General features: G+C 39.4%; 27 protein-coding genes, 1 tRNA gene and 1 pseudogene. 1 reads left to right on the top strand and 28 read right to left on the bottom strand.

Annotated elements, in window-relative coordinates; genetic code table 11:
• The 4 genes from GX687_07190 to GX687_07175 all read right to left on the bottom strand — a co-directional run.
• Positions 1-412: hypothetical protein (locus GX687_07190; protein HHX97218.1), on the bottom strand; the 412-nt coding region annotated here is incomplete at its 3' end.
• A 132-nt stretch (positions 413-544) separates the two neighbouring features.
• Positions 545-1,825, bottom strand: coding sequence for an FAD-dependent oxidoreductase (locus GX687_07185; protein HHX97217.1), 1,281 nt, complete (start codon positions 1,823-1,825; stop codon positions 545-547).
• Entirely contained in the window at positions 1,818-2,813 is a 996-nt protein-coding gene (locus GX687_07180; GenBank protein ID HHX97216.1) for a sulfide/dihydroorotate dehydrogenase-like FAD/NAD-binding protein, read from the bottom strand. The genes GX687_07185 and GX687_07180 overlap by 8 nt, the downstream gene beginning before the upstream one ends.
• A gap of 77 nt (positions 2,814-2,890) precedes the next feature.
• Complete coding sequence (locus GX687_07175) at positions 2,891-3,439, bottom strand: hypothetical protein (GenBank protein ID HHX97215.1); 549 nt, start codon at positions 3,437-3,439, stop codon at positions 2,891-2,893.
• 57 nt (positions 3,440-3,496) lie between these two features.
• Here GX687_07175 and GX687_07170 point away from each other — a divergent pair.
• A tRNA-Pro gene (locus tag GX687_07170) sits at positions 3,497-3,573 on the top strand.
• On the opposite strand, the gene aroB is transcribed toward GX687_07170, so the two are convergent.
• The 24 genes and pseudogenes from aroB to GX687_07050 form a co-directional block, all read right to left on the bottom strand.
• The gene (gene aroB / locus GX687_07165; protein ID HHX97214.1) at positions 3,574-4,659 is read right to left on the bottom strand and encodes a 3-dehydroquinate synthase; all 1,086 of its coding nucleotides are present in this window, start codon (positions 4,657-4,659) and stop codon (positions 3,574-3,576) included.
• A gap of 21 nt (positions 4,660-4,680) precedes the next feature.
• The gene (gene aroC, locus GX687_07160) at positions 4,681-5,823 is read right to left on the bottom strand and encodes a chorismate synthase (protein HHX97213.1); all 1,143 of its coding nucleotides are present in this window, start codon (positions 5,821-5,823) and stop codon (positions 4,681-4,683) included.
• Position 5,824: 1 nt separating this feature from the next.
• The gene (locus GX687_07155) at positions 5,825-6,682 is read right to left on the bottom strand and encodes a shikimate dehydrogenase (protein ID HHX97212.1); all 858 of its coding nucleotides are present in this window, start codon (positions 6,680-6,682) and stop codon (positions 5,825-5,827) included.
• The gene (gene aroA, locus GX687_07150) at positions 6,682-7,968 is read right to left on the bottom strand and encodes a 3-phosphoshikimate 1-carboxyvinyltransferase (GenBank protein ID HHX97211.1); all 1,287 of its coding nucleotides are present in this window, start codon (positions 7,966-7,968) and stop codon (positions 6,682-6,684) included. Before aroA ends, GX687_07155 begins: the two co-directional genes overlap by 1 nt.
• Before the next feature lie 28 nt (positions 7,969-7,996).
• The gene (locus tag GX687_07145; protein ID HHX97210.1) at positions 7,997-8,851 is read right to left on the bottom strand and encodes a prephenate dehydrogenase; all 855 of its coding nucleotides are present in this window, start codon (positions 8,849-8,851) and stop codon (positions 7,997-7,999) included.
• A complete protein-coding gene (aroF, locus tag GX687_07140; protein ID HHX97209.1) occupies positions 8,852-9,868 on the bottom strand; it encodes a 3-deoxy-7-phosphoheptulonate synthase in 1,017 nt (338 codons plus the stop codon). It lies immediately after the preceding gene.
• Between the two features lie 158 nt (positions 9,869-10,026).
• Positions 10,027-11,136, bottom strand: coding sequence for a galactosyldiacylglycerol synthase (locus tag GX687_07135; GenBank protein ID HHX97208.1), 1,110 nt, complete (start codon positions 11,134-11,136; stop codon positions 10,027-10,029).
• A gap of 107 nt (positions 11,137-11,243) precedes the next feature.
• Positions 11,244-11,858, bottom strand: a complete 615-nt coding sequence (locus GX687_07130; protein ID HHX97207.1) for an adaptor protein MecA — start codon at positions 11,856-11,858, stop codon at positions 11,244-11,246.
• Positions 11,859-11,919: 61 nt separating this feature from the next.
• A complete protein-coding gene (locus GX687_07125; GenBank protein ID HHX97206.1) occupies positions 11,920-12,108 on the bottom strand; it encodes a ferredoxin in 189 nt (62 codons plus the stop codon).
• 15 nt (positions 12,109-12,123) lie between these two features.
• Complete coding sequence (rodA, locus tag GX687_07120) at positions 12,124-13,242, bottom strand: rod shape-determining protein RodA (GenBank protein ID HHX97205.1); 1,119 nt, start codon at positions 13,240-13,242, stop codon at positions 12,124-12,126.
• Between the two features lie 56 nt (positions 13,243-13,298).
• Complete coding sequence (gene minE, locus GX687_07115; GenBank protein HHX97204.1) at positions 13,299-13,556, bottom strand: cell division topological specificity factor MinE; 258 nt, start codon at positions 13,554-13,556, stop codon at positions 13,299-13,301.
• 17 nt (positions 13,557-13,573) lie between these two features.
• The gene (minD, locus tag GX687_07110; protein HHX97203.1) at positions 13,574-14,371 is read right to left on the bottom strand and encodes a septum site-determining protein MinD; all 798 of its coding nucleotides are present in this window, start codon (positions 14,369-14,371) and stop codon (positions 13,574-13,576) included.
• Positions 14,372-14,393: 22 nt separating this feature from the next.
• Positions 14,394-15,029 (bottom strand): septum site-determining protein MinC, encoded by a 636-nt coding sequence (locus tag GX687_07105; protein HHX97202.1) that lies wholly within the window; start codon positions 15,027-15,029, stop codon positions 14,394-14,396.
• 176 nt (positions 15,030-15,205) lie between these two features.
• Positions 15,206-15,691: a hypothetical protein gene (locus GX687_07100; GenBank protein HHX97201.1), complete on the bottom strand. Its 486-nt coding sequence runs from the start codon at positions 15,689-15,691 to the stop codon at positions 15,206-15,208.
• Between the two features lie 16 nt (positions 15,692-15,707).
• Positions 15,708-17,702 carry a penicillin-binding protein 2 gene (mrdA, locus tag GX687_07095; protein HHX97200.1) on the bottom strand — a complete coding sequence of 665 codons (1,995 nt, stop codon included), beginning with the start codon at positions 17,700-17,702 and terminating at the stop codon, positions 15,708-15,710.
• Positions 17,703-17,714: 12 nt separating this feature from the next.
• Entirely contained in the window at positions 17,715-18,212 is a 498-nt protein-coding gene (gene mreD / locus GX687_07090; protein HHX97199.1) for a rod shape-determining protein MreD, read from the bottom strand.
• Complete coding sequence (gene mreC / locus GX687_07085) at positions 18,212-19,012, bottom strand: rod shape-determining protein MreC (protein HHX97198.1); 801 nt, start codon at positions 19,010-19,012, stop codon at positions 18,212-18,214. Before mreC ends, mreD begins: the two co-directional genes overlap by 1 nt.
• Before the next feature lie 77 nt (positions 19,013-19,089).
• A complete protein-coding gene (locus GX687_07080) occupies positions 19,090-20,202 on the bottom strand; it encodes a rod shape-determining protein (protein HHX97197.1) in 1,113 nt (370 codons plus the stop codon).
• On the bottom strand, positions 20,202-20,762 hold the full coding sequence (gene maf, locus GX687_07075; protein ID HHX97196.1) for a septum formation protein Maf: 561 nt from the start codon (positions 20,760-20,762) through the stop codon (positions 20,202-20,204). Before maf ends, GX687_07080 begins: the two co-directional genes overlap by 1 nt.
• Positions 20,763-20,789: 27 nt before the next feature.
• On the bottom strand, positions 20,790-21,035 hold the full coding sequence (locus tag GX687_07070) for a DUF4321 domain-containing protein (protein ID HHX97195.1): 246 nt from the start codon (positions 21,033-21,035) through the stop codon (positions 20,790-20,792).
• Positions 21,036-21,214: 179 nt separating this feature from the next.
• Positions 21,215-21,859 carry an undecaprenyl diphosphate synthase family protein gene (locus tag GX687_07065; protein ID HHX97194.1) on the bottom strand — a complete coding sequence of 215 codons (645 nt, stop codon included), beginning with the start codon at positions 21,857-21,859 and terminating at the stop codon, positions 21,215-21,217.
• 54 nt (positions 21,860-21,913) lie between these two features.
• Complete coding sequence (locus GX687_07060; protein ID HHX97193.1) at positions 21,914-22,657, bottom strand: hypothetical protein; 744 nt, start codon at positions 22,655-22,657, stop codon at positions 21,914-21,916.
• A 26-nt stretch (positions 22,658-22,683) separates the two neighbouring features.
• Entirely contained in the window at positions 22,684-23,997 is a 1,314-nt protein-coding gene (locus tag GX687_07055) for a bifunctional folylpolyglutamate synthase/dihydrofolate synthase (GenBank protein ID HHX97192.1), read from the bottom strand.
• A gap of 128 nt (positions 23,998-24,125) precedes the next feature.
• Positions 24,126-26,426, bottom strand: a pseudogene (locus GX687_07050) (valine--tRNA ligase).

Below are 26,426 nucleotides of genomic sequence, written 5' to 3'. Positions count from 1 at the left end.
TTCGCCTTTGTTCTTCGGCCCGTTCAGCCGCAGTTTTTAAAAAAAAGACATGTCTGGCTCTGGTAAAAACACCAGCTGGTTGTTTTTTAATTTCCGCCCGGGCCATTTCCTTGGCTACATCAGCTTGAGAAAAAATCTCAATTTGAGAATAAACTTTATCTTCAACATGATTAGATTTTCTCAAATAATCAAAATAAGGCCATACTTTTTCCACAAATTCCGGGGTTTCACGATTTCCAAATTCCTCAATAATTTCCTCATCAGATAATTCCAATAAGCTACTTACCTTTACCGTCATTTCTTTTTCGGAATCCCTTAACTCCTTCAGGTATCTAGGTTGTGCTCGAAAAGCATGTGTCTCTCGCAGACACTTAAGAAAAGTTTTCAAACCCTTTTCATCACGAATATTCACTACAGCACCCCCTTAATTTCAAAAAACCTACTGCCAATTAAATTGTACCACCAATTCAGAGAACTGTCGAGAAAAGTAAATTTACCAACAAACAGCCATGGGGTTAATTACCCCCTGGCCGTCCATTCCGAACTATAATAATTTTTCATCAAAGATATTAAATAAATTCAGTCTTGATACCCGCATTTTTATTTGTACAGGATCAATAGAATATAAATTCCGCGTAATCATTTGTTCAAAATATTTTCCTCCAGAAAAAGTGTAGCGATTTCTCAAACCTTGTGTAGTTTTAGTCTGTTCATTAGTATAAGCAATTAAATCCCCGATGGCTAATTTACGCGGTAATTCCAAAAGGGGCATTCCCAAAAATAAACGCACACTATTATGACCGGCTAAACTACCAGTAGCCATAGCTTCCGTATGACCGACAAATAAACCGGCTTTTTCCCCGGCACATAATAAATTACGCAAACCAATTACTTTCAAGGTATTATTACGTGGGGCCATAGATAAATAACGAATCGAATTCCCACTACCTGCAGCATATGGATCGGCAAAACGAGCAAATTCAAATCCCGCTATTTCTCTTAACTTAGCCAAGGGATAAGAAGAAACCATTAATTTTACAAAACCGGTATCCAAAAGCACCAAGTTTTCCGCAAATTCTTTAACTGCATACTGCTGACAAACCTTATAATTTAAATTATCTATTTTAATCGCTTCCGGAGGCAAAGGCACAATAACTACTCCCTCCTGCTCCAATTTCTCAACAATTTCGGGACTCAATGAACTTTTAACCAATTTACAAGAACCACTAAAAGCCCCATAAACAGAATCACCCCGCTGTCCCAGAAGATCCTCTACCCCAGCTCGGGCACTGATACTTACCCGCGGACCAAAAGCAGGACAGCGCAAAATGCACATCGTACACCCATTACCATAACGTAAACAATTACCCATAGGACCCGTCGAACCGGTAGCCTCGATAAAAACATCACCTTTGACCAAAGATTCATCATGTAAAACTATACCTTTAATCTCTTCAGCGTCCATTTCCACATCAATGGCACGTGTTTCAAAATGAAGTTCGATTCCCAACTCAATTAATTTTTGACGTACCATTGGTTCCACACGTACCACATCATATAAAGAAGCATGTTGATGGCGTGGAAAATTAACATTTCGATGACGTGCCGCTTTATCAGTAATACCTATCAATTCTCCCGCACCTAAAGCTATTAATTCCTCGGCAGCCGTAAAACGACCATTATTACGCATTATGCCGCCGACATTACCCAAACCCAATAATAAATCTGTTCTTTCTAAAATGACAACTTCAGCACCGGCTTTTCTGGCCGTAATGGCTGCTGCACATCCTGCCCATCCTCCTCCGATAATTACCACTTTAGCCATTTGTTTCTCCTCCTTGATAGATACTAGCCGGCTCTAATTGTGTTTTACAACGTTTAACTCTACGTCCATCAGTCAATCTAGTTTGACAACTACCACAAACTCCTTCCCCACAACATAATTGAGCATTATTGGAACAAACAAATTTTATTTTTTGTTTTAAGGAAATCAATAAATCAAAAATTTGCTGATGGAGTAAATCTGAACCCCCGGCATAAAGTAAATCACATTTTGTTTTAGTTAAATATTTTTTTAAATAAACTGCAGCTTTCTCAGTTAGTGACCAATCTTGGGGATTAAGTAAATTTATGTACTCTACTGTACAGCCCAATTCTTGAAATAAAGGACCAGTGAAATCAGCTTTGGTTCTACCCTTATCTAACAATACCAAAACCTCATTTGCTCCCTGCCTTAATTTACGAGCCACAGATACCGCCGGAGCCTGACCAATACCCCTTACCACCAAAATGGTCTTTCCCTTTTGCTGAGTTTTTAAATGCTTTAACCCCAAAATACCGTTCCAATAAGGTCCGCGCAAAAACACTTTACCCTCAGCCAATTTTTCCAAAAGACACTTAGTTTTTACACCTCTTTTTTGTACGGCAATTTCAATAATCCCACTACTTTCATCTGCCTGTAAGATCGACATGGGTAAATCAAAAAATTCAGGATTATAAGGTGCTCGTAAAAAAACATAGGCACCTGGCTGCTTTAATTCCCGGGCCAAAGAGAGTTCCACTTGAATCCGAGCAATAATCACATTAGTTCCCCGAGGAGTACAATTTAAAATTTCATATAATGCTATTTGTCGATCTTCCCGACGGCGTGAATTATGCCAAATATATTCTTGATAGATACAAACCCCTTGCCAATTTAAACATGCACAAAAAACTTCGCCTTGTAATTGAGAACACATAATACACTCACCTGTTTCCGCTAAATAACAGGGGCAATATGGGGTACCGGCATCTATGCAATTTGTTATTCCCATACTTAACACCTCTTTTTCCTTGTATTAGAATATTAATCTGACAAGCAAGAGGTGCCTTAAAAGCAAAAAAAAGAGCCCTAAGGCTCGGAAAATAAATCAGGATAACAATAAAGAGTTTGTTGATCATGAAGTACATCTTTAAATTCCGTTAAAATCTTGGAATATTTAAAAGCAAAATTAAAAAAGAGATAAATTTCGGGTTTAGTCCCTTCAATTGAGCGTAAAACCACTTTATCAGGATAAAACAAATATTGATAATCCCTATCTCGCCAACACAATTGTACATTACCGATGACTAAACAAATATTGCCCCATTCTCCAATGGAAAAATCATTGATACTGCCCCGTCCCAATTCTAATTGCTGTCCAAGGCTAAAACCTACTGTATGATCAACCTCACCGATAAAAGTAGTAAAATGTTCTAAAATAAAACGACATGGTAAACTTATTTCCTCAATTAATCTTCTTTCTGTAGTTAGCTTTTCTTCCCAAATTTTCAATCTGTGCATTAAGGGGTGGTTTTCTTCAGCTTGTAAATTATATTTTTCTTTACATTTCCAAAGGGTTTGGGTAATTTCTTCAATAGCTGCCAAATATCTTAAATCTCTTTCCTGGCGCTTACTCATTTTCTACCTCCTCTAGATTGACTTCTTATTTTAGCAGTCTTATAATATATACATAAACGGGATGTGGCGCAGTTTGGTAGCGCGTCTGCTTCGGGAGTAGAAGGTCGCAGGTTCAAATCCTGTCATCCCGACCATTATTTCGCTATCCTTTGCAAAACGGCTTGCACCTCTTTTTGAGGCAGGCCGTTTTTTATTTCCACCTTGCCGATATCCCGCGGTAAAACAAACTGAATTTGTCCCCGTGCAACTTTTTTATCATCAGCTAAAAAAAGCAATATTTTTTCCGTTAAAGCTGCAGGAAAGCTCTCTGGTAAACCCCACATTCGCAGCAAGTCAATGAGACGTTTTTTTACCTGAGCAGCCAACATTCCCAAATCACAAGCTAAATTTAAGGCGATAACTAAGCCCAGGGCTACAGCTTCACCATGTAAATATTGCGAAAAATTCGTCGCTTTTTCCAAAGCATGGGCAAAAGTATGACCTAAATTTAAAATTTGGCGCCGACCATAATCAAATTCATCTTTTTCCACTACCGCAATTTTAAATTGCAAACAATGCTTTACTACTTTTTCCAAAACGGTAATTTTCCTATTTAAAACATTTACTGCTTCACTCTCTAAATAATTTAAAAAAGCAGGTTCCGCCAAAATCGCATATTTTAACACTTCACCCAAACCAGCCCGCCATTCACGCTGTGGAAGTGTATTTAAAACACGCAAATCCAACCAAACCGCCTCAGGCTGATAAAAAGTCCCCAACATATTTTTACCCTGAGGATGATTTACGGCCACCTTACCACCTACAGCACTATCAACCTGTGCTAAAAGAGTAGTCGGAATCTGAATAAAAGGAACACCTCGGCGGTACAAAGCAGCTACAAATCCAGCCAAATCACCGACCACTCCCCCACCTAAAGCCAAAAGGGGCACCTGACGACTAAAATTTTTCTGGAGCATCACTTCCAAAATTTGCGAAGCAGTAAACCAAGTTTTCGAATTTTCCCCTGGAGTAATTAAATAATGATGGGGAACAAAACCAGCATTTTCTAATAAGCTGATTAACTCCTGACCATAATAGGTCATTACTTGTGTATCACTAATTAAAAAAAGCTCATCTTCCACAGTCATTTTACGCAACTTTTTTATACAGGCTGGCCAAAGCCCTTCACCCCAAAAGATTGGATAACTGCGGGAACTTAAATTTACTTCTAAGCACTGCATTAACTTTTCCCACCTAACCAATTAAATTTCAGCACAATAGTTTTTAAAATTAGTTTTTAATTCATCTAGATGATCACCGGCAAATTTCTCCAAAACGGCTTCTGCCAAAACCCAAGCTACCATAGCTTCGGCAACCACCATAGCCGCCGGCACCGCACAGACATCACTGCGCTCCACACTAGCCCCAACCGGTTTTTTAGTTTCCCAATGAATAGTTTCCAAAGGTTTCCGTAAAGTAGGAATCGGCTTCATAGCAGCCCGTACAACCAACCTTTCCCCATTGGTGATTCCCCCCTCCAAACCCCCGGCATGATTACTTAAACGATAATAACCTTTTTTAGGTTGATAAAAAAGAGAATCATGAACCTGTGAACCGGGCAAATCGGCACTTGCTCGACCTAAACCTATTTCCACACTTTTAATCCCCGGTATACTCATTAAAGCTTGTGCCAAACGACCATCTAAACGCCGATCCCAATGCACATGAGAACCTAAACCCGGAGGCACATTTTCCGCCAATACTTGAAAGGTTCCTCCCAAAGAATCCCCCGCTTTTTCAGCCAATTTTATTTCCCCTAACATCACCTCTACGGCTTCCTGATCAGTACAAAATAAAGGGTTTTCCCTAAGCATATCTGAGGGAACTATTTTTTCCGGTGGATTTGCCTGAATAGAACCAATACTCATTACTTGTCCCTGTATTTTAAAACCTAATTCTGCCAATAATTCAAAAGCTATTGCCCCCACAGCGGTACGCACCGCTGTTTCACGGGCACTAGCCCTTTCCAAAACATTGCGTAAATCCCGGTGCCGATACTTAATTCCACCGGCAAAATCCGCATGACCAGGTCGAGGTTTCAGCAGCCTTTTTTTTGATAAATCAGCCTTTTTAACAGCTAAAACATCTTGCCAATTTTCGGCATCCTGATTTTTAATCAAAAGCGACACAGGTGTACCTAAAGTAACGGAGTTTCTTACCCCTGAAATAATTTCTAGCTGGTCCCTTTCCAGCTGCATGCGGGTACCACGACCATAACCAGCCTGTCTTCTACCCAAAAAATCATTGATTCGCTGCCAATTTAATTTTAGACCTGCCGGCAGACCTTCGATAATGGCATTCAAGGCCTTACCATGAGATTCCCCGGCTGTTAAAAAACGCAGCATCCTAAAGCCACCTCTGCAATTCGGTAGCCATGACTTCAGCAGGTGCCTCCTTTTTGGTCCATCTTTCAAAAGCAAGCACACCCTGTGCCCACAATGTGGAAAGACCATTTAGGGTTTGGCAACCGCGAGCCGCGGCTTTTTTCAGAAATTCTGTTTCCAAAGGATTATAAATTAAATCCACCACCAATTGACCTTTAACAAACCATTTCTCTTCGATAGGTGGACCAGCTTGATCAACAGCAGTCATTCCTAAAGGAGTAGTATTAACCACCAATTTATTTTCCGAAAAAACTTCTCGTAAATTAGCCCCTTCCCAATTCCGCAAACTAACAATACCACCCAAACGCTCCAATAATTTGGCCAAGTTCTCAGCTTTTTCACGCTGACGATTGACAATCGTAAAATTTTTCATGCCAGCTAAGGCCAAAGCCACACCTACAGCCCGTGCAGCACCACCAGCACCCAATAATAATACACTTTGACTAGGTGAAAAATCAAAATCTACCCGCCGCAAAGCAACAATAAAACCAGCACCATCAGTATTGTCACCCCATAAACAGCCTTCCTCCCAATAAAAAGTATTCACAGCACCAATTAAACGTGCTTCCACACTTAATTCATCAAGATAAGGCAAAATGGCTTCCTTAAAAGGACGCGTGACATTACCACCTTGAATACCCTGTGCTCTGATTCCCTGTACAGCCTCGGCCAATAAATCTGGCTCCACATTAAAAGCCACATAAACACTATTTAAACCTAGTTCCCGAAAAGCTGCATTATACATTACCGGAGAAAGGGAATGTTCTACCGGATTACCTAATAAGGCATATACTTTTGTTTTTTCATTAATATCATTCATTATTCACACCTCAATTCCGCCAATAAATCCCAAAAACCCGGAAAAGAAATTTCCGTGAGTTCCGGATGGGTAACTTTTATTCCTCCTTTAATCCTTAAACCAGCAATCGCCAAAGACATCACCAAACGATGATCACCATAACCAGAACAAAGGGCACTTTGTAAAGGATAACCACCATGGATGCGTAAACCATCCGGCAATTCTTCAAGTTGTCCCCCCAAACGGGACAAACACTTGGCTAAGGCCCGCAAACGATTACTTTCCTTAACTTTTAATTCTGCGGCACCCCTAATTTCTGTTATACCTTCGGCAAACAAAGCCGCTACCGCTAAAATGGGCACTTCATCAATTAAGCGGGGAATAATTTCACCTCCTATGGAAATACCGCGTAAACTACTACTTTTTACTTCGATTGTACCATACATTTCTCCTGCCGTTTCTTTTAACTCAGCTACTTTTATACTAGCCCCCATTGCCTGTAGCACTTCTAAAAGACCGCGGCGAGTAGGGTTTAAGCCTACCCCTTCTATTTTGAGATGACTGTGAGGAACAATTAAAGCAGCAACTATAAAAAAAGCGGCCGCGGAGAAATCACCAGGTATAAAAACCGGACGTGCCTTTAAATGTGGTAATCCTTCAATTCCACATTTACCTGCATACCATTCAATCTTAGCTCCCCAAGCCTTTAACATTTTTTCCGTATGATCACGTGTAGGTAATGGTTCTTTTATTTCCGTCCAACCAGGTGCATATAAAGCAGCCAATAACAAAGCTGATTTGGCTTGGGCACTAGCTACCGACAATTGATGGTTTATAGGTTTAAGTGATTTACCTGTAATCGCCAACGGAGGATAAGTGCCCCCTTTTCTGCCTTGAATACAGGCTCCCATTTTCCTAAGGGGAAAAACAATACGCCCCATAGGTCTTTGCCGCAGAGAAGCATCACCATTTAAAAAAGAAGTAAATGATTGTCCAGACAAGACACCGGCCAAAAGGCGTAATGTAGTACCCGAATTACCAGCAAACAAAATTTGCTGTGGTTCAACTAACCCCCCCAACCCTTTACCTAGCACCACTACCTTACCATGGGTATCAACCTTGATCTGCACACCCAATTGCCGTAAACAATAGAGAGTCCTAGCACAATCTTTAGCTTGAGAAAATCCGGTAATTTCCACAACTCCTTCAGCCAAGGCCCCCAAAATTAAAGCCCGATGTGTAAGCGACTTATCCCCCGGAACACGTATTATTCCTTTTAATTGCTTAGCAGGAGTAATTTTTATCACTTTAGCAGCCCTTTCTTTTTATTATACCTCATATTTTGATTTCTTGGGTTTTAATTTTATCCCGATTGACACGTGCTTCCAACAATAAATTACGTAAACACCTCAGATCATCATTTGTTAAACATTGTTTATATAAAGCCAACTTATTCTGAAATTGCTCAATTACCGCCAATAAAGCCTGTTTATTACTACTTAAAATTTCCAACCACAAATCAGGAGAACTATCACCAATACGAGTTAAATCACGCCAACTACCCGCACCTAAAAAAGGTTCTTCTGGTTCAAGTAAATTTAAAAGTACATTAGCCACTAAATGTGGTAAATGACTAACTAGGGCCACCTGTTGGTCATGTTTCTCAGGTGTAAGCAACACAACCCGCACCCCTATTTTTTCCCAAAAGGCACTTAAAATGGCTAGTTTTTCCGGATGGGTTTCTTTGGTAGGAGTTAAAATGTGTACCGCATTTTCCCATAAAGCTGCACTAGCGGCCTCGATGCCGCTCCTTTCCGAACCAGTCATGGGATGACCACCTATGAAAAAGGCCCCTGGTGCCAAACATTTTTCCAATAAAGGCACTAAATTCCCTTTAACACTTCCCAAATCACTAACCAAAGCACCTAATTTTAAATCAGGTTTCATTTGCTTACAAATTTTCAACATTTCCGCCAAAGGTACTGCCAAAAAAATTAAATCAGCATTAGTGATCCCCTGAGCCAAATCCTGTGTCCCCTGATCAATGGCTCCTTTTAAAAAAGCTTGTTTAATTACCGTTTGCCGTTTTTCTACTCCCCAAACCTCTATTACGGGAATTTTTTGCCGAATGGCCATTCCCAAAGAACCACCCATTAACCCCAAACCAATAATAGCTACTTTACGAAACATTTATAGTTCACGACCTAACAAAGGGGCCAAGGCCTTTAGTTCCCACATTAAATTTTTAAAAGTTTGTGGTTTTAAACACTGTGGACCATCACAAAAAGCCTCTTCAGGCCGATGATGTACCTCAATCAATAGACCATCAGCCCCCACGGCCAAAGCCGCTTTAGCTAAAGGAGTAACTAAATCCCATTTGCCAGTCCCATGACTGGGATCAACAATTACCGGTAAATGAGTTAATTTTTTTAAAATTGGCACCACCGCCAAATCCAAAACATTACGGCTATAGGTAGTATCAAAAGAACGAATCCCGCGTTCACATAAAACAACTTGCTGATTACCATGAAGCATAATATATTCAGCAGCCATCATCCACTCATCCAAAGTAGCACTAATACCCCTTTTCAAAACTACTGGCAGCTGATATTTGGCTACTTCTTTTAATAGTGGAAAGTTCTGCATATTTCGAGCCCCGATTTGTAAAATATCTGCATAAGCAGCCACTAATTCTACTTTACGGGTATCCATTACTTCAGTAACAATTAATAAACCAGTTTTTTCCCTAGCTTCAGCCAAATATTTTAATCCCTTTTCTTCCAAACCTTGAAAAGAATAAGGGGAAGTACGCGGTTTATAAGCTCCACCGCGTAAAATACGCACACCAGTTTCTTTAACCATATAGGCTATTTCCAAAAGCTGCTCGCGATTTTCCACAGCACAAGGACCAGCCATAACTTGCAACTGTTGACCACCAAGTGTAAAATCACCGAAATCAATTAAAGTATCAGCGGCTTGAAATTCACGACTAGCCAATTTATAAGGGGCAAGAATGGGAATAACCTTTTCCACCCCAGGCATTGTTTCCAACACAGCTTCCAAATGTGCTATTTTTTTGCCTACTGCACCCAATAAGACCTTTTCCACACCATGAGATTGATGTACTTGATATCCATTCTCCTCCAACTTAGCTACTACCTGATTAATTTGTTCTGCAGCAAGTCCCTTTTCCAAAACAATAATCATTTTTTCACACTCCTTTTATTGGGTGTAGGCAGGTGAAAAACCCCAAAGGAAATAAAGACACCTAGAAAGGTGTCCTTGATAAAACACTTTTCACTACCATCCTACCGTCCTACCCATTGTAACTAGATTATAAACAAGTAAAACAAAAATTGCAATTCCTAGTCCCAATAAGCCCAAATTTCCCGCCAAGCCAACTTGCTAGCTAGTGGTGAACCCAAAATCCGGGCTTTTTCCCGCATTAGCTCTAAACGTTCTTGATTTTGCCAAAGTTCCATTAATTTTTTATTCAACACCGCTAATTCCTTTACTTTCATAGCGGCATTATGCTCCAGCAAATAAGTGGCATTACGATTTTCCTGTCCCGGCAAAGCGGCATAAATAATTAAAGGTTTACCTAAAGCTAGTATTTCCGCAGAAGTAACCCCACCAGGTTTAGAAACAATTAAATCACAAGCAGCAATAATTTCCGCAATGTTTTTTTCATAACCAAATAAATGTAATTGAGAATCTTGCCGTTTTTCTAATCTCTTATATAAGCGTTTATTTTTACCAGCTACTACCACAATTGCAAATTGTTCATGACTTAATAATTCCTTAGTAATGGTTTTCATTCTACCTAAGCCAAGTCCCCCACCCATAACCATTACCACTGGATTTCCAGAAGTGGTAAATCTTTTTCGCAAGTCTTGGGCACCCCAGTGAGCCGCAAATTGCATTCGAATAGGGATACCCACCGGCTTTATTTGCTCATGTTTAATACCAGCCTGAATTAAAGGTGTGGCGATATCAGGTGAATGAATAAAATAAAGATCAATTCCTTTACTGATCCAAACACGATGAATATGGAAATCGGTAACAAAAGAAACCAATAAAGGTTTAACCTTTCCTTGACATTTCATTTCACCCAATAAATTAGTAGAAAAAGCATGAGTAGTTATAATTACATCAGGGGTAAATTCAGCAATCAATTGACAAATCTTTGTAGAAAGCAGTTTAGCCAATAATTGACTAAATTCAATTAAACGCTCACCCTGTTCCACCCGTTCATATAAATAACCCCAGACTCGTGGTGTAAAACGCAGTGTCTCCATATAGCTGCCGACCACCACTTTATTTAAAAGCCCATTTATGTAGCGAATCGTATCTATAATTTTTACCTTTGATCCCGGGCTTTCCGCCAATAGCCTTTCAGCCATGGCTTCAGCCACCGAATCATGGCCGGCACCTATAGATACCGAAAATATGAGAACTTTAATTGGTCTTTTCATCCAGGTCCTACCCCTTACCATTAATGCCTATTTATATCATATTATAATACAAAAGAAAATAGAGTACAAAAACAAAAGCCTCGATTTAACAAGGCTTTTGTAAAAAACTATTTGTTTAAACTAGCTAAATTCACTACAGCTTCACGCGGAATGAGAGTTTGGGCCCTTTCCGCAAAGAAAGCGGCATGTACAGTCTGCCAATCACCATATTCACCCAAAATCGCCGCTACCTCTTTTTGGCCATCATGATGTGCTACTACCGCTAAATAATAATCTTCTTTGTATTTATACAAAGCACTCTGTTCAACACATTCTGGATTAAGCCGACTACAGGCTTGAATACAATTTTCCAAATCAGCAAAAGACCAGACCTGTTCACAACCTTTTTTAATGTGATAATAGCCTTCATCAAGATCGGCCTCCTCCGGCCAAAAAGTAAGAAAACTATCTTCATCCACTTCCTCATCTAGAGGAGCCCTAATTTTAGTCATAATAATCACTATACTATCTATCGATAACGGATAAGCCTCCACCATTAATTGAGAATCATCTTCTATTTCAAAACCACACTCATGATAAGCTAGATCAAGCAAATCCTGAAACAATTTTTGTGTTTTAGGACCCAAAGGCATTAATTCACCTTTATTAAAATCTCTTGCTTCTAAATCTTGGCGGGTGATAATGATCTGAATCTTATTCTCACTAATTCTTCTAATACGCATTAAGGACCACCTCCTCGAAATTCCTCTCCTATTATAGCCTCCCTTGCTTTAAAAAAGCAACCTAACATTCTTGAATGGCTTCAGTGGGACAACTTTCCAAGGCATCTTGAACATCTTCTATTAAGTCTGTAGGTACCTCTTCCTCAATTGCAGTCGCTTTATCCTCCTCATCCCAACTAAAAACATCAGGGACCATACTTACACAAACTCCACAGGAAATACATAATTCTGAATCAACTTTTACTTTCATTAACATCAGCTCCCTTTAAAACATAATTCTTTCCTCATGATAAACATAAACATTCATTAATAAACCTAAAGCAGCCATATTGGCTACTAGAGAACTACCCCCATAACTAACAAAGGGAAGCGGGATACCGGTAATCGGCATAATTCCCATGGTCATTCCTATGTTTTGGAGGATATGAAAGGCAAACATGGTAATTACCCCCATAGCCAATAAAGTACCATAAATATCTTTTGCCTCCCGGGCAATTATAATTCCCCGATAAATTAAATAGAAAAATAAACACAACAAAAGGAGAGCCCCTACAAAACCAAATTCTTCGGCTAAAACACAAAAGATAAAGTCAGTCCACTGTTCAGGTAAAAAATTATTCACATTTTGAGAACCAAGTCCCCAACCTTTCCCCCAAAAACCACCAGAACCAATGGCAATTTTAGATTGAATAATATTCCAGCCAGCATCACGGGGATCAATCATCGGATCGATAAAAACAATTAAACGATTTAATTGGTAAGGTTTTAAGGGCAGCCACCACCCCCAAGTCAAATGTCCGAAAATAGCTAAACTGACTGCTCCCAAACCACCCACAATCAATAAAAGTAATTTTCCGGGGGGAGCTCCAGCCACTAAGAGCATCCCCAACATAATAGCAATATAAACCAAACCAGTACCTAAATCAGGCTGTTTTAAAATTAGTAAAAAAGGAATGATCACATACAAAAATACGGGAAACATTTCTTTAAAGGTATTTAATTTACCTACACGGGGTACCAAAAATTGTGCCAAGCCCAAGATCAATAAAATCTTAACAATTTCGGCAGGTTGAAAACTGACCGGACCTAAAGAGATACTACGCTCCGTACCCAAAACTAAAGTAGCCAAAAGCAGAGAAAGATTTAAACCATAAATAAATTTACCATATTTAGCAAAACGACTGTAATCTACATAAAGTACAGCAAAAAAAACAAGTATACTTACAACAGTCCAAGCAATTTGACGCAGCACAAAATTTACCCCATATTTTGCACTAGCGGTTACCGTCGCACTTTCTAAAACAAAGAAGCTCACCACAAGGATGAGCCCTACAACACATAAAAGTGCATAGTCAAGGCTTTTTAGAATCTTGGTGATCTGCATCTTCTTCCACCCCATTCCCTATTATTATAACCTGAGAAGGGAAGAATACCAAGTGGTCAAATTCTGTTAATCTTGATCACCGGAATACTTGCCATTAAAGCCACTGAAGCCTCATCAGTTTTTAAAGTAACTTCGGTAGCCGCCCGATCAATATCCATATATGTAGAAATTACCTTTAACATATCTTCTTTTAAATCCTCTAAAAGTTGAGGTGAAATACTGGCACGATCATGTACTAATACCAAACGCAGCCTTTCTTTAGCAATACTTTTACTGGAAGGTTCCTGCTGACTTGCTTTTCCAAAAATATCCACACCTATACCTCCTTTAATTAATCATTAAACCGAAAAAAGCTTTTCAATTTTGCCAATAATCCCACTTCAGCCTCCCAAGCAGTTAAGGGAATCGCTTCACCCATGATTCTTTGAGCAATTTTACGATACGCCAAACCGGCTGGGGAATTTAAATCATAGACAACTGGTTCACCTTTATTTGAGGAAATAACTATTGCCTGATCCTCAGGAACCACTCCCATAATATCTATGGCTAAAATATCAATAATATCATCAATATCTAACATATCACCTTTTCTTACCATTTCAGGACAAAGACGATTAACTATCAATTTAGGATTTGATAATTCCGCTGCTTCCAAAAGTCCAATGATTCGATCAGCATCACGAACCGCCGAAATTTCCGGTGTAGTAATCACTATCGCCTCATCAGCACCGGCTGTGGCATTTTTAAAGCCCCCTTCGATTCCAGCCGGACAGTCAATAATAACATAATCAAATTCCGCCTTTAATTGAGTACATAATTCCTGCATTTGTTCAGGTGTTACAGAACTTTTATCTTTTGTCTGAGCCGCAGGTAATAAACATAATCCTTCCAAACGTTTATCTCTAATTAAGGCTTGTTTTAAACGACAATTCCCCTCTACCACATCTACCAAATCATAGACAATTCTATTTTCTAAACCCATGATTACATCCAAATTACGCAGCCCAATATCGGTATCAACCATTACTACTCGTTTACCCATTGTGGCCAAACCCGTACCAACATTAGCTGTGGCCGTAGTCTTGCCCACTCCTCCTTTACCAGAGGTAATCACAAAGACTTCTCCCATTTTTAACCTCCCCACCTCTTTTTTATAATAATTCACAAATAATAGTACCTGCTTTAATTCTGGCAATTTCCGGACCCTGAGGTTCTTCTTGTGGTGCCCGGGCAATATAATCGGCAATTCTTAATTGGGTTGGCTGTAATTTACCAGCCATTACCCAAGCCTCCTCATCACCGCCAGCACCAGCATGAGCAGTACCCCGTAAAGCCCCCAAGACAATAATAAAACCGGTAGCAATAACTTCCGCCCCGGGATTGACATCACCCCAAATTAAAACATGTCCATCAAAAGTAATGTTTTGCCCTGAACGCAAATTTTTTTTAGCCAAATAGAGCGGTTTTTGACTAAGGGACTCTGTAGCCGATAATTTAACTACTTCGTTTTTTACTTCTGTTTCTCCCAGCCTGATCCCTTTAATTTTCACTTGACATTCCAATAAGACAGCCCACAATTGACTCATTTCTTCCACAGTCAGCCTACGAGTACCTAACTCAACAATAACACTTGCCCCCGCAAAAAACTGATGATATTCACCAGTAAGACGTGTTTTAATTGCCTTAATTACATCTCCCCAAGGTGCACTTGTGGAACAAAACAAATGCAAACCATCTCGTTCACCTTTAATAACTAATAATTTCAATAGCCTCATATCCTTCTGCATTTTACTTGAAAAGTCATTGCTATGATGTTCGTGATTTCCCCCCCAAATCCCTGCCATTAACTAAGAAAAAAGCGGAAATTTGTTGTTAATTATCAAACAGCCCTACTTGAGCTTTTGACACCAATCTGGTAATTCTTCATTTTTTTCATATAATTTAACCTGCTTAGTTGGTATTTCTACCAGCAAATAATATTCTTCCGTACCGATAGCTGAACAAACAAATTCTTGATTATCAGGTGAAAAAATGCTAGTAGAAACAGGTACCTCACTTTGCCCAAAATATAAATACTCACTTTTTTATTGTTTCCATCCAAATCAACCACGCTTAAAATAAGCCCCTGTGCAGAAGCTCCCAACCAAGCCACTTTTTTTTCATCAGCAGATAAAAGCCAAATAACCGGGGTTTTCTTTACCTTTACCTGTGGAAACTCCTTTATTTCTCCATTTGGTTCACGGCACTGCAAAATCTTGTCTTCCCAAAAGTAAACTTTTTCTCCTACATATTGATTTAAATCCCGCAGCCATAAGGTGCCATCTTCCAATCTTTGTTCAACGACCAAATGCTCATTATACATTTCTTCAGAATCAGGTGGTAAATAAAAAATAAAGACCAAAATTAAGACAACTAAAATTGGTATAATCAGCAAGAATAATTTACGCACTTTTTCACCTCCCCACTCAGTTCAAACCAAAATAGGCCTCAAAAACAGCTTTAGCCATTAAACCTGCCGAACCTGACCCACTATTACCATGTTCAATTACTCCGGCAAAAGCAATTTGCGGATCATCAGCTGGGGCAAAAGCAATAAATAATCCGTCAAAATCCTTATTTTTTACATACCCTACTCGACCAGGCTGAGCTGTACCAGTTTTAGCCGCTACTTTAATATCTTCAGGAAAATTCCAGAAAAGGGAATAAGCCGTACCACCAGGGGCAGTAGTTAAAGTCATTCCCGTAATTACCTCTTCCAAAACTTCACGAGAAACAGTAGTTGTTTGAATTATTTCCGAATGAAATTTTTCCACTAAATTACCTTCGGCATCAACAATTTTCTCCACCAAATAAGGCTGATGCCTAACACCCCGATTAGCTAAAGTAGCCACATAATTAGCCATTTGCATGATTGTAAATTGATTATAACCTTGACCAATAGCCGTATTATAAGTATCAAAATCATGCCAGGTAGTTTGAAAGTTTATTTCATTTTGCCGCTGGGCCTCCAAAACACGCAAACGAGAAGCAAGTTCCCTTTCCAACCTAGTTTTATTCTCAGCTTTAGCCAGTAAAGCCTGATATTCTTTTTCCAAAACTTCTACCTTTTGATCAAAATCCTGATTAACCCTTTGCCTCCTTTTGGCAAATTCCTTAGCTTGCCATTCCAGATCTGGTAAAATACCTACACTTTCAAAAGGTAAATCAATACCAGTACGGGCACCCAAACCAAACTCACGACCTATTTGCCCAATCAACCTAATCCCAGCCCGTCGAGCTATTTCTTGAAAATAAACATTACAAGAACGGGCCATACCTTTATAAAAATCAGTCTGACCGTGTACTGCCCAACATTTAATATAGGGTGGATGCCAATACTGTCCTGTACAGCGGACTGTTTCTTCCAAAGAAACTTGTCCACTATGCAAACCAGCCATACCAGTAATCGGTTTAAAAATAGAGCCTGGCACATAACTACCTTGAATAACGCGATTCCCTAATGCCGGTGGAGTAATACGAAAATAATAATCAGCCTGATCTTGACTTAGAGAACGGCCATTAAAATCATCAGGATCTAAGCCCGGACGACTAGCCATAGCCAAAACCTGAGCAGTTTTAACATCTAAAACTACTGCTCCCCCGGCCTGTGCTTTAGGATACCTTTTTTGAACCTCCCCCAAGACCTGATCAAAAGATTCCTCTAAAACTTGTTGTAACTCGAGATCCAAAGTAAGAACTAATTTATGACCCGGAACAGGGGAAATTTTCCTAATTTCCCGTACTGGTTGATTTAAAGAAGTTACTTCTACTTGACGATAACCTTTCTGCCCTCTTAAATAAGACTCATAAAATTTTTCTAATCCAGTTTTACCTACTAAATCATTAATACTATAATCCTTAAAAGCAGGATCATCTAATTCTTCTTTAATCGAATGCACATACCCCAATAAATGACCAGCTAAACTATCATAGGGATAAGCACGCTGAGGATGTACTTCTACACTCACTCCCGGAAGATCACGCCTGCTTTCTTCGATAATGGTAACCACTTCCATGGAGACATCCCGTTTAACCAATACTGGTTCATATAAACGATTTTGTCTTTTTAATAATGTTTTAATACTTTCAAAAGTAATTTCCGGATCAGCCAAAATTTCTACCAGATCCGTAATTACCTGATCAATATCTTGATCCTTTAAACCTGGATAATTTAAAGTAACATTAAAAACAGGTCGGTTAGTCACCAATACCTGTCCATTCCGATCCACTATTTCCCCACGGGAGGCTTCGATAGGAACCCAACGCATCGTATTAGAAACTGCTTTTGTTCGATAAATTTCTGTTTGTACTAATTGCAACCAGGCCAAACGAAGAAAAAGGGCGATAAACATAACAATCATTATCCCCCAATATAATCGCAGGGCATCCTGGACAATAGCCTTTGGCTTACGTGTGCTCACCCCAATCACCCCCTAAAGCGATTGTTCCTTTGTATCCTCTCCTACCCAATAATAAAAACGCGTATAAATAAAAGGAACTAAACAAGTATTATAAATCGCCATGGGTACTATTTTCCAATAAAACAAACCCCAATCCCAATTGGAACCCAAGGCTTTGCCCATTAAAAAAAGCAGAGAACCATTAAAAAGACTGCCTAAAAATAAGGCCAATATCGGAATCAATATTTTTTCCCAGAAAGCCCCTTTTAAAAGCCAGCCAACTAAAAAGGCGGTACTAGCTTTAGCCAAAGCATTCATTCCCCAAAAACTACCTAAATATAAATCTTCCAAAAAACCAATAAAAAAACCAAAACAAGCCCCTTGATAAGGTCCCCGAAAAAAACTATTAAATAAAACTAGCACCAATAATAAATCAGGTTTTACACCGGCAATCATTAAATGCGAAAATAAAGTGGACTGTAAAATTAAACACCCCACTCCACTTAAAAACATAACCCCATAATAAGGCATTAAACTTCGCCCCCCGGCTCATCAATAAAATCCTCAGTCTGCCGTACCTGTTTAATAATTAGAACCTCTTCCAATCTAGAAAAATCAACAAAAGGCTTAATCGTTGTCCGCTTCATCAAACCACCCGGTTCTGGTAATACCTCAATAACCCGTCCAATACGAATCCCGGGCGGAAAAACACCGCTCAATCCCGAGGTGACTATAGTTTGATTAGGCTCAACAGGTAAATCATGTGGTAAATGAATCATTTGTAAATATTGTGATTGGGAAGTACCCACCACCACCCCCGGAGTATGCCTATTTTCAAAAATACGGGCTCCCACCGCCCCATCACGATCCAAAATTAGTAATACTTCCGCTGTATGTGGGGAAACATTAATAATCTTGCCAATCAAGCCATCATGATTAATCACTACCATATTGGGAAGAATACCCTGCTGACTCCCTTGATCAAGAAGTAATGTTTCATACCAATTAGTATGACTGCGGCCAATCACCTTAGCCATAACTAAATCATAATTTTCGGCTTTCGCTTCTTTATATTCCAATAACATTAATAAGCGCTCATTTTCTAGTTCATGCTCTTTCAAAGAATAAATTTCTTCTTCCAAACGAATAATCTTTTTGGCCATTTCCTTATTTTCTTCCCGTAAAACCCGATTATCGTTAAAATAGGCACCAATATCCCTCAAAGAAGTGGTCAACCAGCTGACCCCCTTTTGTAAAGGGGCAAAAGCCTCCCTAGCAATACCACCCAAAGGCAAAGCAGCCCCCGCCAACCTTTGTGTGGTGAACATCATCCTAAAAGTAAACAAAAGGAGGAAAATTAAGGCTATACTTGTAATGGTCTTTTGTTTTTTGGTCACCGTACAACCACCTAGCCTATCCGTTTATTCGAAATCGCCAGCCTTTTTAAAATCTCAATATTATCTAATGCTTTACCCGTACCTACCGCTACCGCGTTTAAAGGACCTTCTGAAAGATGTACCGGCATTCCGGTTTGCTGACTAACCAATTGATCAAAGCCAAATAATAAGGAACCCCCTCCGGCCATCATAATCCCCCGATCCATAATATCAGCCGCTAATTCCGGAGGAGTCTTTTCTAAACAAATCTTAATAGCTTCGATAATAGCAGCTACTGGTTCCGCAATCGCCCCGGTAATCTCTTCCATACTAACCACAATTAATTTCGGGAGCCCAGAAACCATATCCCGTCCCCGCACCCGATATTCTAATTCATCTGTTTCTTCTGCTGCCTCTAAATTCCATTCCCGCTCTTTTTCTTTAATCCATTCTTTATCTTCTTTTAAAACAGTTTTTTTGGGCAGCACCGTTTTTGCCGCTGAACCAATCTTAATTTTAATTTCTTCTGCCGTACGTTCTCCAATCATTAAACTATATTTACGCTTAATATAATTTACTATTGATTCGTCAAATTCATCCCCACCAACTCGAATACTACGGCTGGTAACAATTCCCCCCAGAGAAATCACCGCTACATCAGTATTTCCTCCTCCAATATCCACAATCATATTTCCTGTGGGCTCATAAATAGGCAAACCTACCCCAATAGCTGCCGCCATTGGTTCCTCCACTAAATAAGCCTCCTTAGCCCCAGCCTGTACAGCAGCCTCTTTAACAGCCCGTTCCTCCACTGTGGTCACCCCAGCCGGCACACAAACAACCACCCGCGGCCGATAAAAAAAACCGGGATTCTTTTGCATAGCTTTACGAATAAAATAACGCAGCATCATATGTGTTACTTCAAAATCAGCAATAACCCCATCCTTCATCGGACGAATAGCGACAATATTACCAGGTGTTCTACCAATCATCTGCTTAGCTTCATCACCTACAGCCAAAACATTACCAGTTTCCCTGTGTAAAGCCACCACCGAAGGTTCATTTAATGCAATACCTTTTCCTTTTATATACACAAGTGTATTGGCAGTGCCTAAATCTATTCCGATATCCCTGGAAAAAAACATTAACATTCCTCCCCTAAAATCTTAATTCCACATTTCCTCAGTAAAAACATTGTTTTAACTAAAGGTAATCCTACCACATTATAATAACAGCCTGCGATTTTTTCAATAAGCAAACTACCTAAACCCTGTATTCCATAGGCACCAGCTTTATCCAATACAGACTCCTGCTCTAAATAAGCCTCTATTTCCCGCTCTGTCAAACTGCGGAAACAAACTTTGGTAAGTTCTACATCTTGTAATATTTCCTGCTGCCGCTTAACACAGATCCCAGTATAAACCTGATGCCAGCCACCACTTAAAAAAATAAGCATTTCCTTAGCCTCTTCCTTACTAACTGGTTTACCGAGAACCTGTCCCTCTTTTACCACAATAGTATCAGCAGCCAAAACTATATCCCCACTTACCTGACAAGCCTTTTCACGAGCTAATTCCTGTACCCCCCACTCATATGGCTCACTAATTTCACCTTCCCCTTCACTAATCTCAACCCGGAAAGGGATTCCCAGCAACTTCAATAATTCGAACCGCCTAGGTGAACTAGAGGCCAACACCAAGTCCATCTATTTCCCCCCAAATTATTGCAATTTTTAAAACCTAAAATAAACAAAAAAGGCCAAAAGAAGTCCCACAGTACTAGCCACATTTAACTGTAGGGTAAAGCCCAATGTAAAATTAGCAATTGCTAAATCAATGGTTATTGGTGCAAAACCAATCACCGGCAAAGTATAATTTACAACTGGCCAAAGATTACCTAAAGCCAGTCCCAAAAGACTGCCGATTAAACCCCCCACTACCAACAAAATAATCAAAAAACCAAGACTCCTTTGTGACAAAAAACTCCCTCCTCTAAGTTTATCACTCCCCTATCCAGCAAACAAGCCGGAACTTTATACAATATAATTATAATACATCTTTCCAAAATAAGAAAAGCCCGGTTTTTTCCGGGCTCATAATTAACAAAACGAATTAACGAGAATAATTAAATTCCTTCTAGAAATGCCGTCCGAAATTTTCAGCCGCCCAAAGTAATATCTTGAGTATTGTACCATGCCAAGGCCGCCTGAAAATGTTGAGGTTTAAAATCTGGCCAATAAGCTTCGATAATATAAAAATCTGAATAAACGGCTTGTAGAGGTAAAAAACCACTTAATCTTCTGCGACCACCCCAACGAATAATTAAATCCACACGAGAAACATGACAGGAATTTAAAAGAGCGAGGGGATTTTGGGCAACCTTTTTTTTAGTAAAAGCCTGTTTTAAATCCCACTGCCAATCATAATTAACCAAAAAATTAACTTTTGTTCCTCCTTGTCCAAATCTCTTTCTCTTTTTAGTATAAGGCAACAGTTCACGTGGAAACATGGGAGAAGAAGTTTTACCAATTACCAAAAGATCAGCATCTTCTTGGGATAATAATTCTACGGCCTGAATACAAACCATGGTAAAGGCTAATCTTTGTATTCGCGGTCGTTTTGTATTATCAGCCGTAAATCCATAAAAGGTTAATTCTTTAATCCCTGTTTTTTGACAAAGTTTAAAAACTTCTAGACCAGGCTGCAGACCATCAGCATAGCCCTTTTCCTTTCCCAGCCCCCTGCTTTCTGCCCAGCGTCTGTTTCCATCCGGAATTATACCTAAATGTGCGGGTATTCTCATGCTCAACCCTCCCCTTAGGTATATTATTACCGAATTTTACCGATTAATGCACTTCTAGTTTGTTTGTTTTAAAAAACGATGATATTCCTCCAATAAAACCAAGGCCTGCTGCTGACTTTTTAAATAAGCAGCCTGAGTCCATTCCTTTTCCATAAGACGCAGACTCATTTCCCATTCAACACATAATTTAACCAATTGAAGAATGGCTTCCTCTTCTATTTTTTCACCGATTTGAGCCACTTCTAATAAGGAGTCAGCCAATTGAACAAATTTGGGACGACATAAAGCTAATTCCTCATTGAGGACAAAATGAGGATAAAGAAAGAGTCCTTTTTCCAAACATAGACTTACTTGACCGAGAAAAGGAGCTATTTTTTCAGCAGATTCAAAGTCCTCGGCAGCAAATTTAAAAGCAATTTTATTGAGACAGTCTTCTTTGAGCTCACCAGGTATTTCCAAAGTATTAAAACCTTCTTTTTGATTAACTAAACCCAAAAGAACTTCAAAAGGACCCTCTCCGGTAATTATGACAGGATAACCTTTCAGGCTCCACTGTTTACCAATCTTTAAAGCCTCTTTTTTTTCTTCTAGGGAAGCTATTTGCCAAGTATAACAAGGGACCTGATTTAAACGAAGAACCCTTTTCTTACCCGGAAATTCCCCTCGGGAAGTTAAAAATACATTTCGGGTAGGAATTTCCGGTGTGCCTTCTGCCATATTTGACAAATAAAAATGCCCTAATCCCCGCCCCAAAAGTAAGGTAGCTAGTAGAACTAGAGCTAAAACTATTCTAGGCAAAATAACACCCCCATCCTAATTTTAAATTATATGCCGGGGGAGTTGTTCTTAGAACATTGCAGAATTTCACGGGCTTTCCCCATCAAATGAAGGGAACCAGTAACTAAAACCAAACCATCATCACCAGCAAGGCTGCGAGCCTTTTCCAAGGCCTCACCTATATCCTCAATACAAGTTAAAGGCAAATTACCTTGAAAATGATTTTTTAAATCCTGCCAATGTACAGTTCGCTCCGAATTAGGACGCGTAATAATCACGGCATCAACCAAAGGTTTTAAAAATCGAGCTGCCCAATCCCAATCCTTATTATCAAGCATACCAATAACTAAAACCAGCCGCCGGTTTTGTTTTCTTTTAGTTAGCCATTGTGATAAAACCATAAAACCGGCTAAATTATGGGCTCCGTCCAAAACAAAGCAAGGTTTACAACCAATCAATTCCAAACGACCTGGCCATTTTACTTTAACAATGCCTGCTTTAATCGCCTCCGAACCCACCCTCCACCCTTTTTTTTGTAAAATTTCGGCGGCAAAAACCGCAGTAATCGCGTTTTCAATTTGATGTTCACCCTGTAAAGGAACAAACAATTGCGGATAATCATTAAAAGGTGTCTTCAAAGAAAATGCTTGCCCCTCATCTGTTTCCGATATTATTTCCCAAGCAACCTCTCGCTGTATTTCCCAAAAAGGTGCTGCTAAATCTTCAGCCTTTTCCCTAATAATTCGCAGTACATCTTCCCCTTTACTCATCGTAATTACCGGACAATTAGCTTTAATAATGCCGCTCTTTTTTTCCGCTATTTCTACCAAAGTATTCCCCAAACGATCCTGATGATCATAAGAAACATTGGTAATAATGGTTAAAAGGGGATGTTTAACTACATTGGTGGAATCAAAATCACCACCCAAACCAACTTCTACCAAAGCCAGATCAATTTGTTTACGGGCAAAATATAAAAAGGTCATCGCGGTTAAAATTTCAAATTCCGTAGGGAGACTACCAACATCTTGTTCTACCTGTTCCAAGGCCCCCAAAACTTCGGCAAATAAAGCGGTAAACTCTTTTTCACTAATATATTCCCCATTAATCATAAATCTTTCTCGATGAGAAATGAGATGAGGTGAACTAAAAACACCAACTTGATAACCGGCCTCTTTCAAAATGGAGGCCAACATTGCCGTGGTAGAACCTTTCCCATTGGTACCCCCGATATGAATAATCGGAAACTGTTCTTCAGGATGACCAAAAATCTCCAGCAAATCATTGATTCGCCGTAAGCCCAGATTAATTCCTAAGCTTTTAAATTGATTAAGTTTTAATATAGCTTGTCTATACTCCATGCATTCAACCTCCCGTAAATATTTCCAGCTACTATAATTTATTTCCTGCATACGTCTCTTATCTTACTTATCTAGCCTGCTCTTGTCAAGATCTCCGCCTGTGCCCATATTAATTTTTAACAGTGCGACTAAAGCCGCACTGTCAAAAATTTGATTCTTTCCTCTAGAGCTTTTTTTTGAGTTTGATAATCCTTTAATTTTTCTTTTTCCTGTTCAACTATTTTCCGAGGAGCCTTAGTTACAAATCCTTTATTTTGTAACTTTTTTTCCAAACGTAAGACCTCTTGATCCAAAGCCTTATTTTCCTTTTGTAAACGAGCTATTTCCTGCTCAAGATCTATCAAACCTTGTAAAAGTAGATATACCTCTACACCACTGACTAAATTAGTAACAGCTTGTTGAGGTTTTTCCACAGTAGTTAACTTTAGTTCCCAAGCAGACAATTTCGCTAAATTAGTTAAATAGGGTACACCCCGACGTAGAACATCCAATGTTGTTTCCTCTTGGGCCATTAAAACCACTTGAGCTTTTTTACCCAAAGGTACATTCATTTCACTGCGTAAATTACGAATAGCCCGAATAACATCTCTTAGCAGATCCATTTCTTTTTCGGCTTGCTCATCTAGCTCTGCTTCTTCAACTTTAGGCCAAGGAGTAAGCATAATTGTTTCCCCACCAGGGGGTAAATGCTGCCAAATTTCTTCAGTTAAAAAGGGCATAAAGGGATGCAGTAATTCCAAAGTTTGACGCAAAGTTTGGGCCAATACTTTTTGTGCGGTTTTTCTACTTGCTTCTGTTTCTCGTCCATAAAGTCGAGGTTTAATCAATTCTAGATACCAATCACAGAACTCATCCCAAATAAATTCATAAAGCAAACGAGCTGCCTCACCTAATTCATATTTCTCCAAATTAGTGGTTACTTTCTGCACAGTTTGATTAAAACGGCTCCTAATCCAACGATCGGCAAGAGTATATTCACCACCAGCTTCACCCTGATAATCCTCTAAATTCATTAAGGCAAAACGGGAAGCATTCCAAATTTTATTGGCAAAATTACGCACAGCTTGCAGACGTTCGATTTGGAAACGCAAATCATTACCTGGAGTATTACCAGTAACCAACATAAACCTTAATGTATCAGCACCATATTCTTCGATAACTTCTAAAGGATCAATTCCATTACCTAAAGATTTACTCATCTTGCGACCTTGTCCATCTAAAACCAAACCATGAATAAAGACATCCCCAAAAGGCACATCAGACATAAATTCCAAAGAAGTAAAAATCATACGGGCTACCCAAAAGAAAATAATATCACGGCCAGTAACCAATACTGAGGTAGGATAATAAGTCTGCAAAAGGGAACTATTTTCCGGCCAACCGAGTGTAGAAAAAGGCCAAAGTGCCGAACTAAACCAAGTATCCAAAACATCCGGATCTTGAATTAATTCTTGGGAACCACACTGTGGACAAACCTCAGGTTCTGTTCGCTGACAAATAATTTCCTGACAGGTCTGACAATACCAAACAGGCAAACGATGTCCCCACCACAACTGACGACTAATACACCAATCACGAATATCAGCCAACCAATTTAAATAAATCTTAGTAAATCTAGCCGGAATAAAACGAATCCGGCCTTCTTTAACTGCTTCAATAGCCGGTTTGGCCAAAGGTTTCATTTTCACAAACCATTGTTTAGAAATTAAAGGTTCAATAATGGTATCACAGCGATAACATTGACCAACAGCATGTTCATGTTCCTTTTCCCCCACTAAATAACCTAGGGTTTGTAAATCTTCAATAATTGATTTCCGGGCCGTAAAGCGGTCCATTCCCTGTTATTTCCCCTCTGCAGTTATGATACCCCGGTCATCTAAAATGGTCAGTTCCTGCAAACCATGCCTGCGACCCATTTCAAAATCATTAGGATCATGTGCAGGAGTTACTTTTACCACACCAGTACCAAAAGCAGGATCAACATAAGTATCGCCAATCAAAGGAATTTTACGCCCAGTAAGTGGTAGAATTAATTCCTTACCGATTAAATGCCGATAGCGTTCATCTTGCGGATGAACAGCCACCGCAGTATCACCCAACATTGTTTCCGGTCTGGTGGTAGCAATAACAATTGCCCCTTCACCCTCAGCAAAAGGATAGCGGATTTCCCACATCTTTCCCTTTTGGGAAATATGTTCTACTTCAATATCTGAAATAGTAGTCTGGCAGTGAGGGCACCAATTTATAATATAATTTCCTTGGTAAATCAAACCTCTTTCATATAAACTAACAAAAACTTCGCGAACCGCTCGAGAACAACCTGCATCCAAAGTAAACCTTTCTTGGGACCAATCACAGGAAGTACCCAATTTACGTAATTGCTTCGTAATCTGTCCCCAATACTGTTCTTTCCATTCCCAAACTTTTTC

Source organism: Clostridia bacterium (genome assembly GCA_012841935.1).
In the GTDB taxonomy this organism is placed as follows: domain Bacteria; phylum Bacillota; class Peptococcia; order DRI-13; family DTU073; genus DUTS01.
This window is presented reverse-complemented; position numbering and strand designations above follow the sequence as displayed.

Coding starts and splice junctions, on each gene's coding strand:
- rodA (HHX97205.1), bottom strand. CDS start 13,242: ATGCAGATCACCAAGATTCTAAAAAGCCTTGACTATGCACTTTTATGT.
- GX687_07145 (HHX97210.1), bottom strand. CDS start 8,851: ATGTTTCGTAAAGTAGCTATTATTGGTTTGGGGTTAATGGGTGGTTCT.
- mreC (HHX97198.1), bottom strand. CDS start 19,012: ATGATGTTCACCACACAAAGGTTGGCGGGGGCTGCTTTGCCTTTGGGT.
- aroC (HHX97213.1), bottom strand. CDS start 5,823: ATGCTGCGTTTTTTAACAGCCGGGGAATCTCATGGTAAGGCCTTGAAT.
- maf (HHX97196.1), bottom strand. CDS start 20,762: ATGGACTTGGTGTTGGCCTCTAGTTCACCTAGGCGGTTCGAATTATTG.
- GX687_07065 (HHX97194.1), bottom strand. CDS start 21,859: ATGAGAATACCCGCACATTTAGGTATAATTCCGGATGGAAACAGACGC.
- GX687_07105 (HHX97202.1), bottom strand. CDS start 15,029: ATGCAGAAGGATATGAGGCTATTGAAATTATTAGTTATTAAAGGTGAA.
- GX687_07185 (HHX97217.1), bottom strand. CDS start 1,825: ATGGCTAAAGTGGTAATTATCGGAGGAGGATGGGCAGGATGTGCAGCA.
- GX687_07155 (HHX97212.1), bottom strand. CDS start 6,682: ATGAATGATATTAATGAAAAAACAAAAGTATATGCCTTATTAGGTAAT.
- GX687_07080 (HHX97197.1), bottom strand. CDS start 20,202: ATGTTTTTTTCCAGGGATATCGGAATAGATTTAGGCACTGCCAATACA.
- GX687_07180 (HHX97216.1), bottom strand. CDS start 2,813: ATGGGAATAACAAATTGCATAGATGCCGGTACCCCATATTGCCCCTGT.
- minD (HHX97203.1), bottom strand. CDS start 14,371: ATGGGAGAAGTCTTTGTGATTACCTCTGGTAAAGGAGGAGTGGGCAAG.
- aroF (HHX97209.1), bottom strand. CDS start 9,868: ATGATTATTGTTTTGGAAAAGGGACTTGCTGCAGAACAAATTAATCAG.
- GX687_07175 (HHX97215.1), bottom strand. CDS start 3,439: ATGAGTAAGCGCCAGGAAAGAGATTTAAGATATTTGGCAGCTATTGAA.
- GX687_07135 (HHX97208.1), bottom strand. CDS start 11,136: ATGAAAAGACCAATTAAAGTTCTCATATTTTCGGTATCTATAGGTGCC.
- GX687_07125 (HHX97206.1), bottom strand. CDS start 12,108: ATGAAAGTAAAAGTTGATTCAGAATTATGTATTTCCTGTGGAGTTTGT.
- aroB (HHX97214.1), bottom strand. CDS start 4,659: ATGCAGTGCTTAGAAGTAAATTTAAGTTCCCGCAGTTATCCAATCTTT.
- GX687_07055 (HHX97192.1), bottom strand. CDS start 23,997: ATGGAGTATAGACAAGCTATATTAAAACTTAATCAATTTAAAAGCTTA.
- GX687_07130 (HHX97207.1), bottom strand. CDS start 11,858: ATGCGTATTAGAAGAATTAGTGAGAATAAGATTCAGATCATTATCACC.
- mreD (HHX97199.1), bottom strand. CDS start 18,212: ATGCCTTATTATGGGGTTATGTTTTTAAGTGGAGTGGGGTGTTTAATT.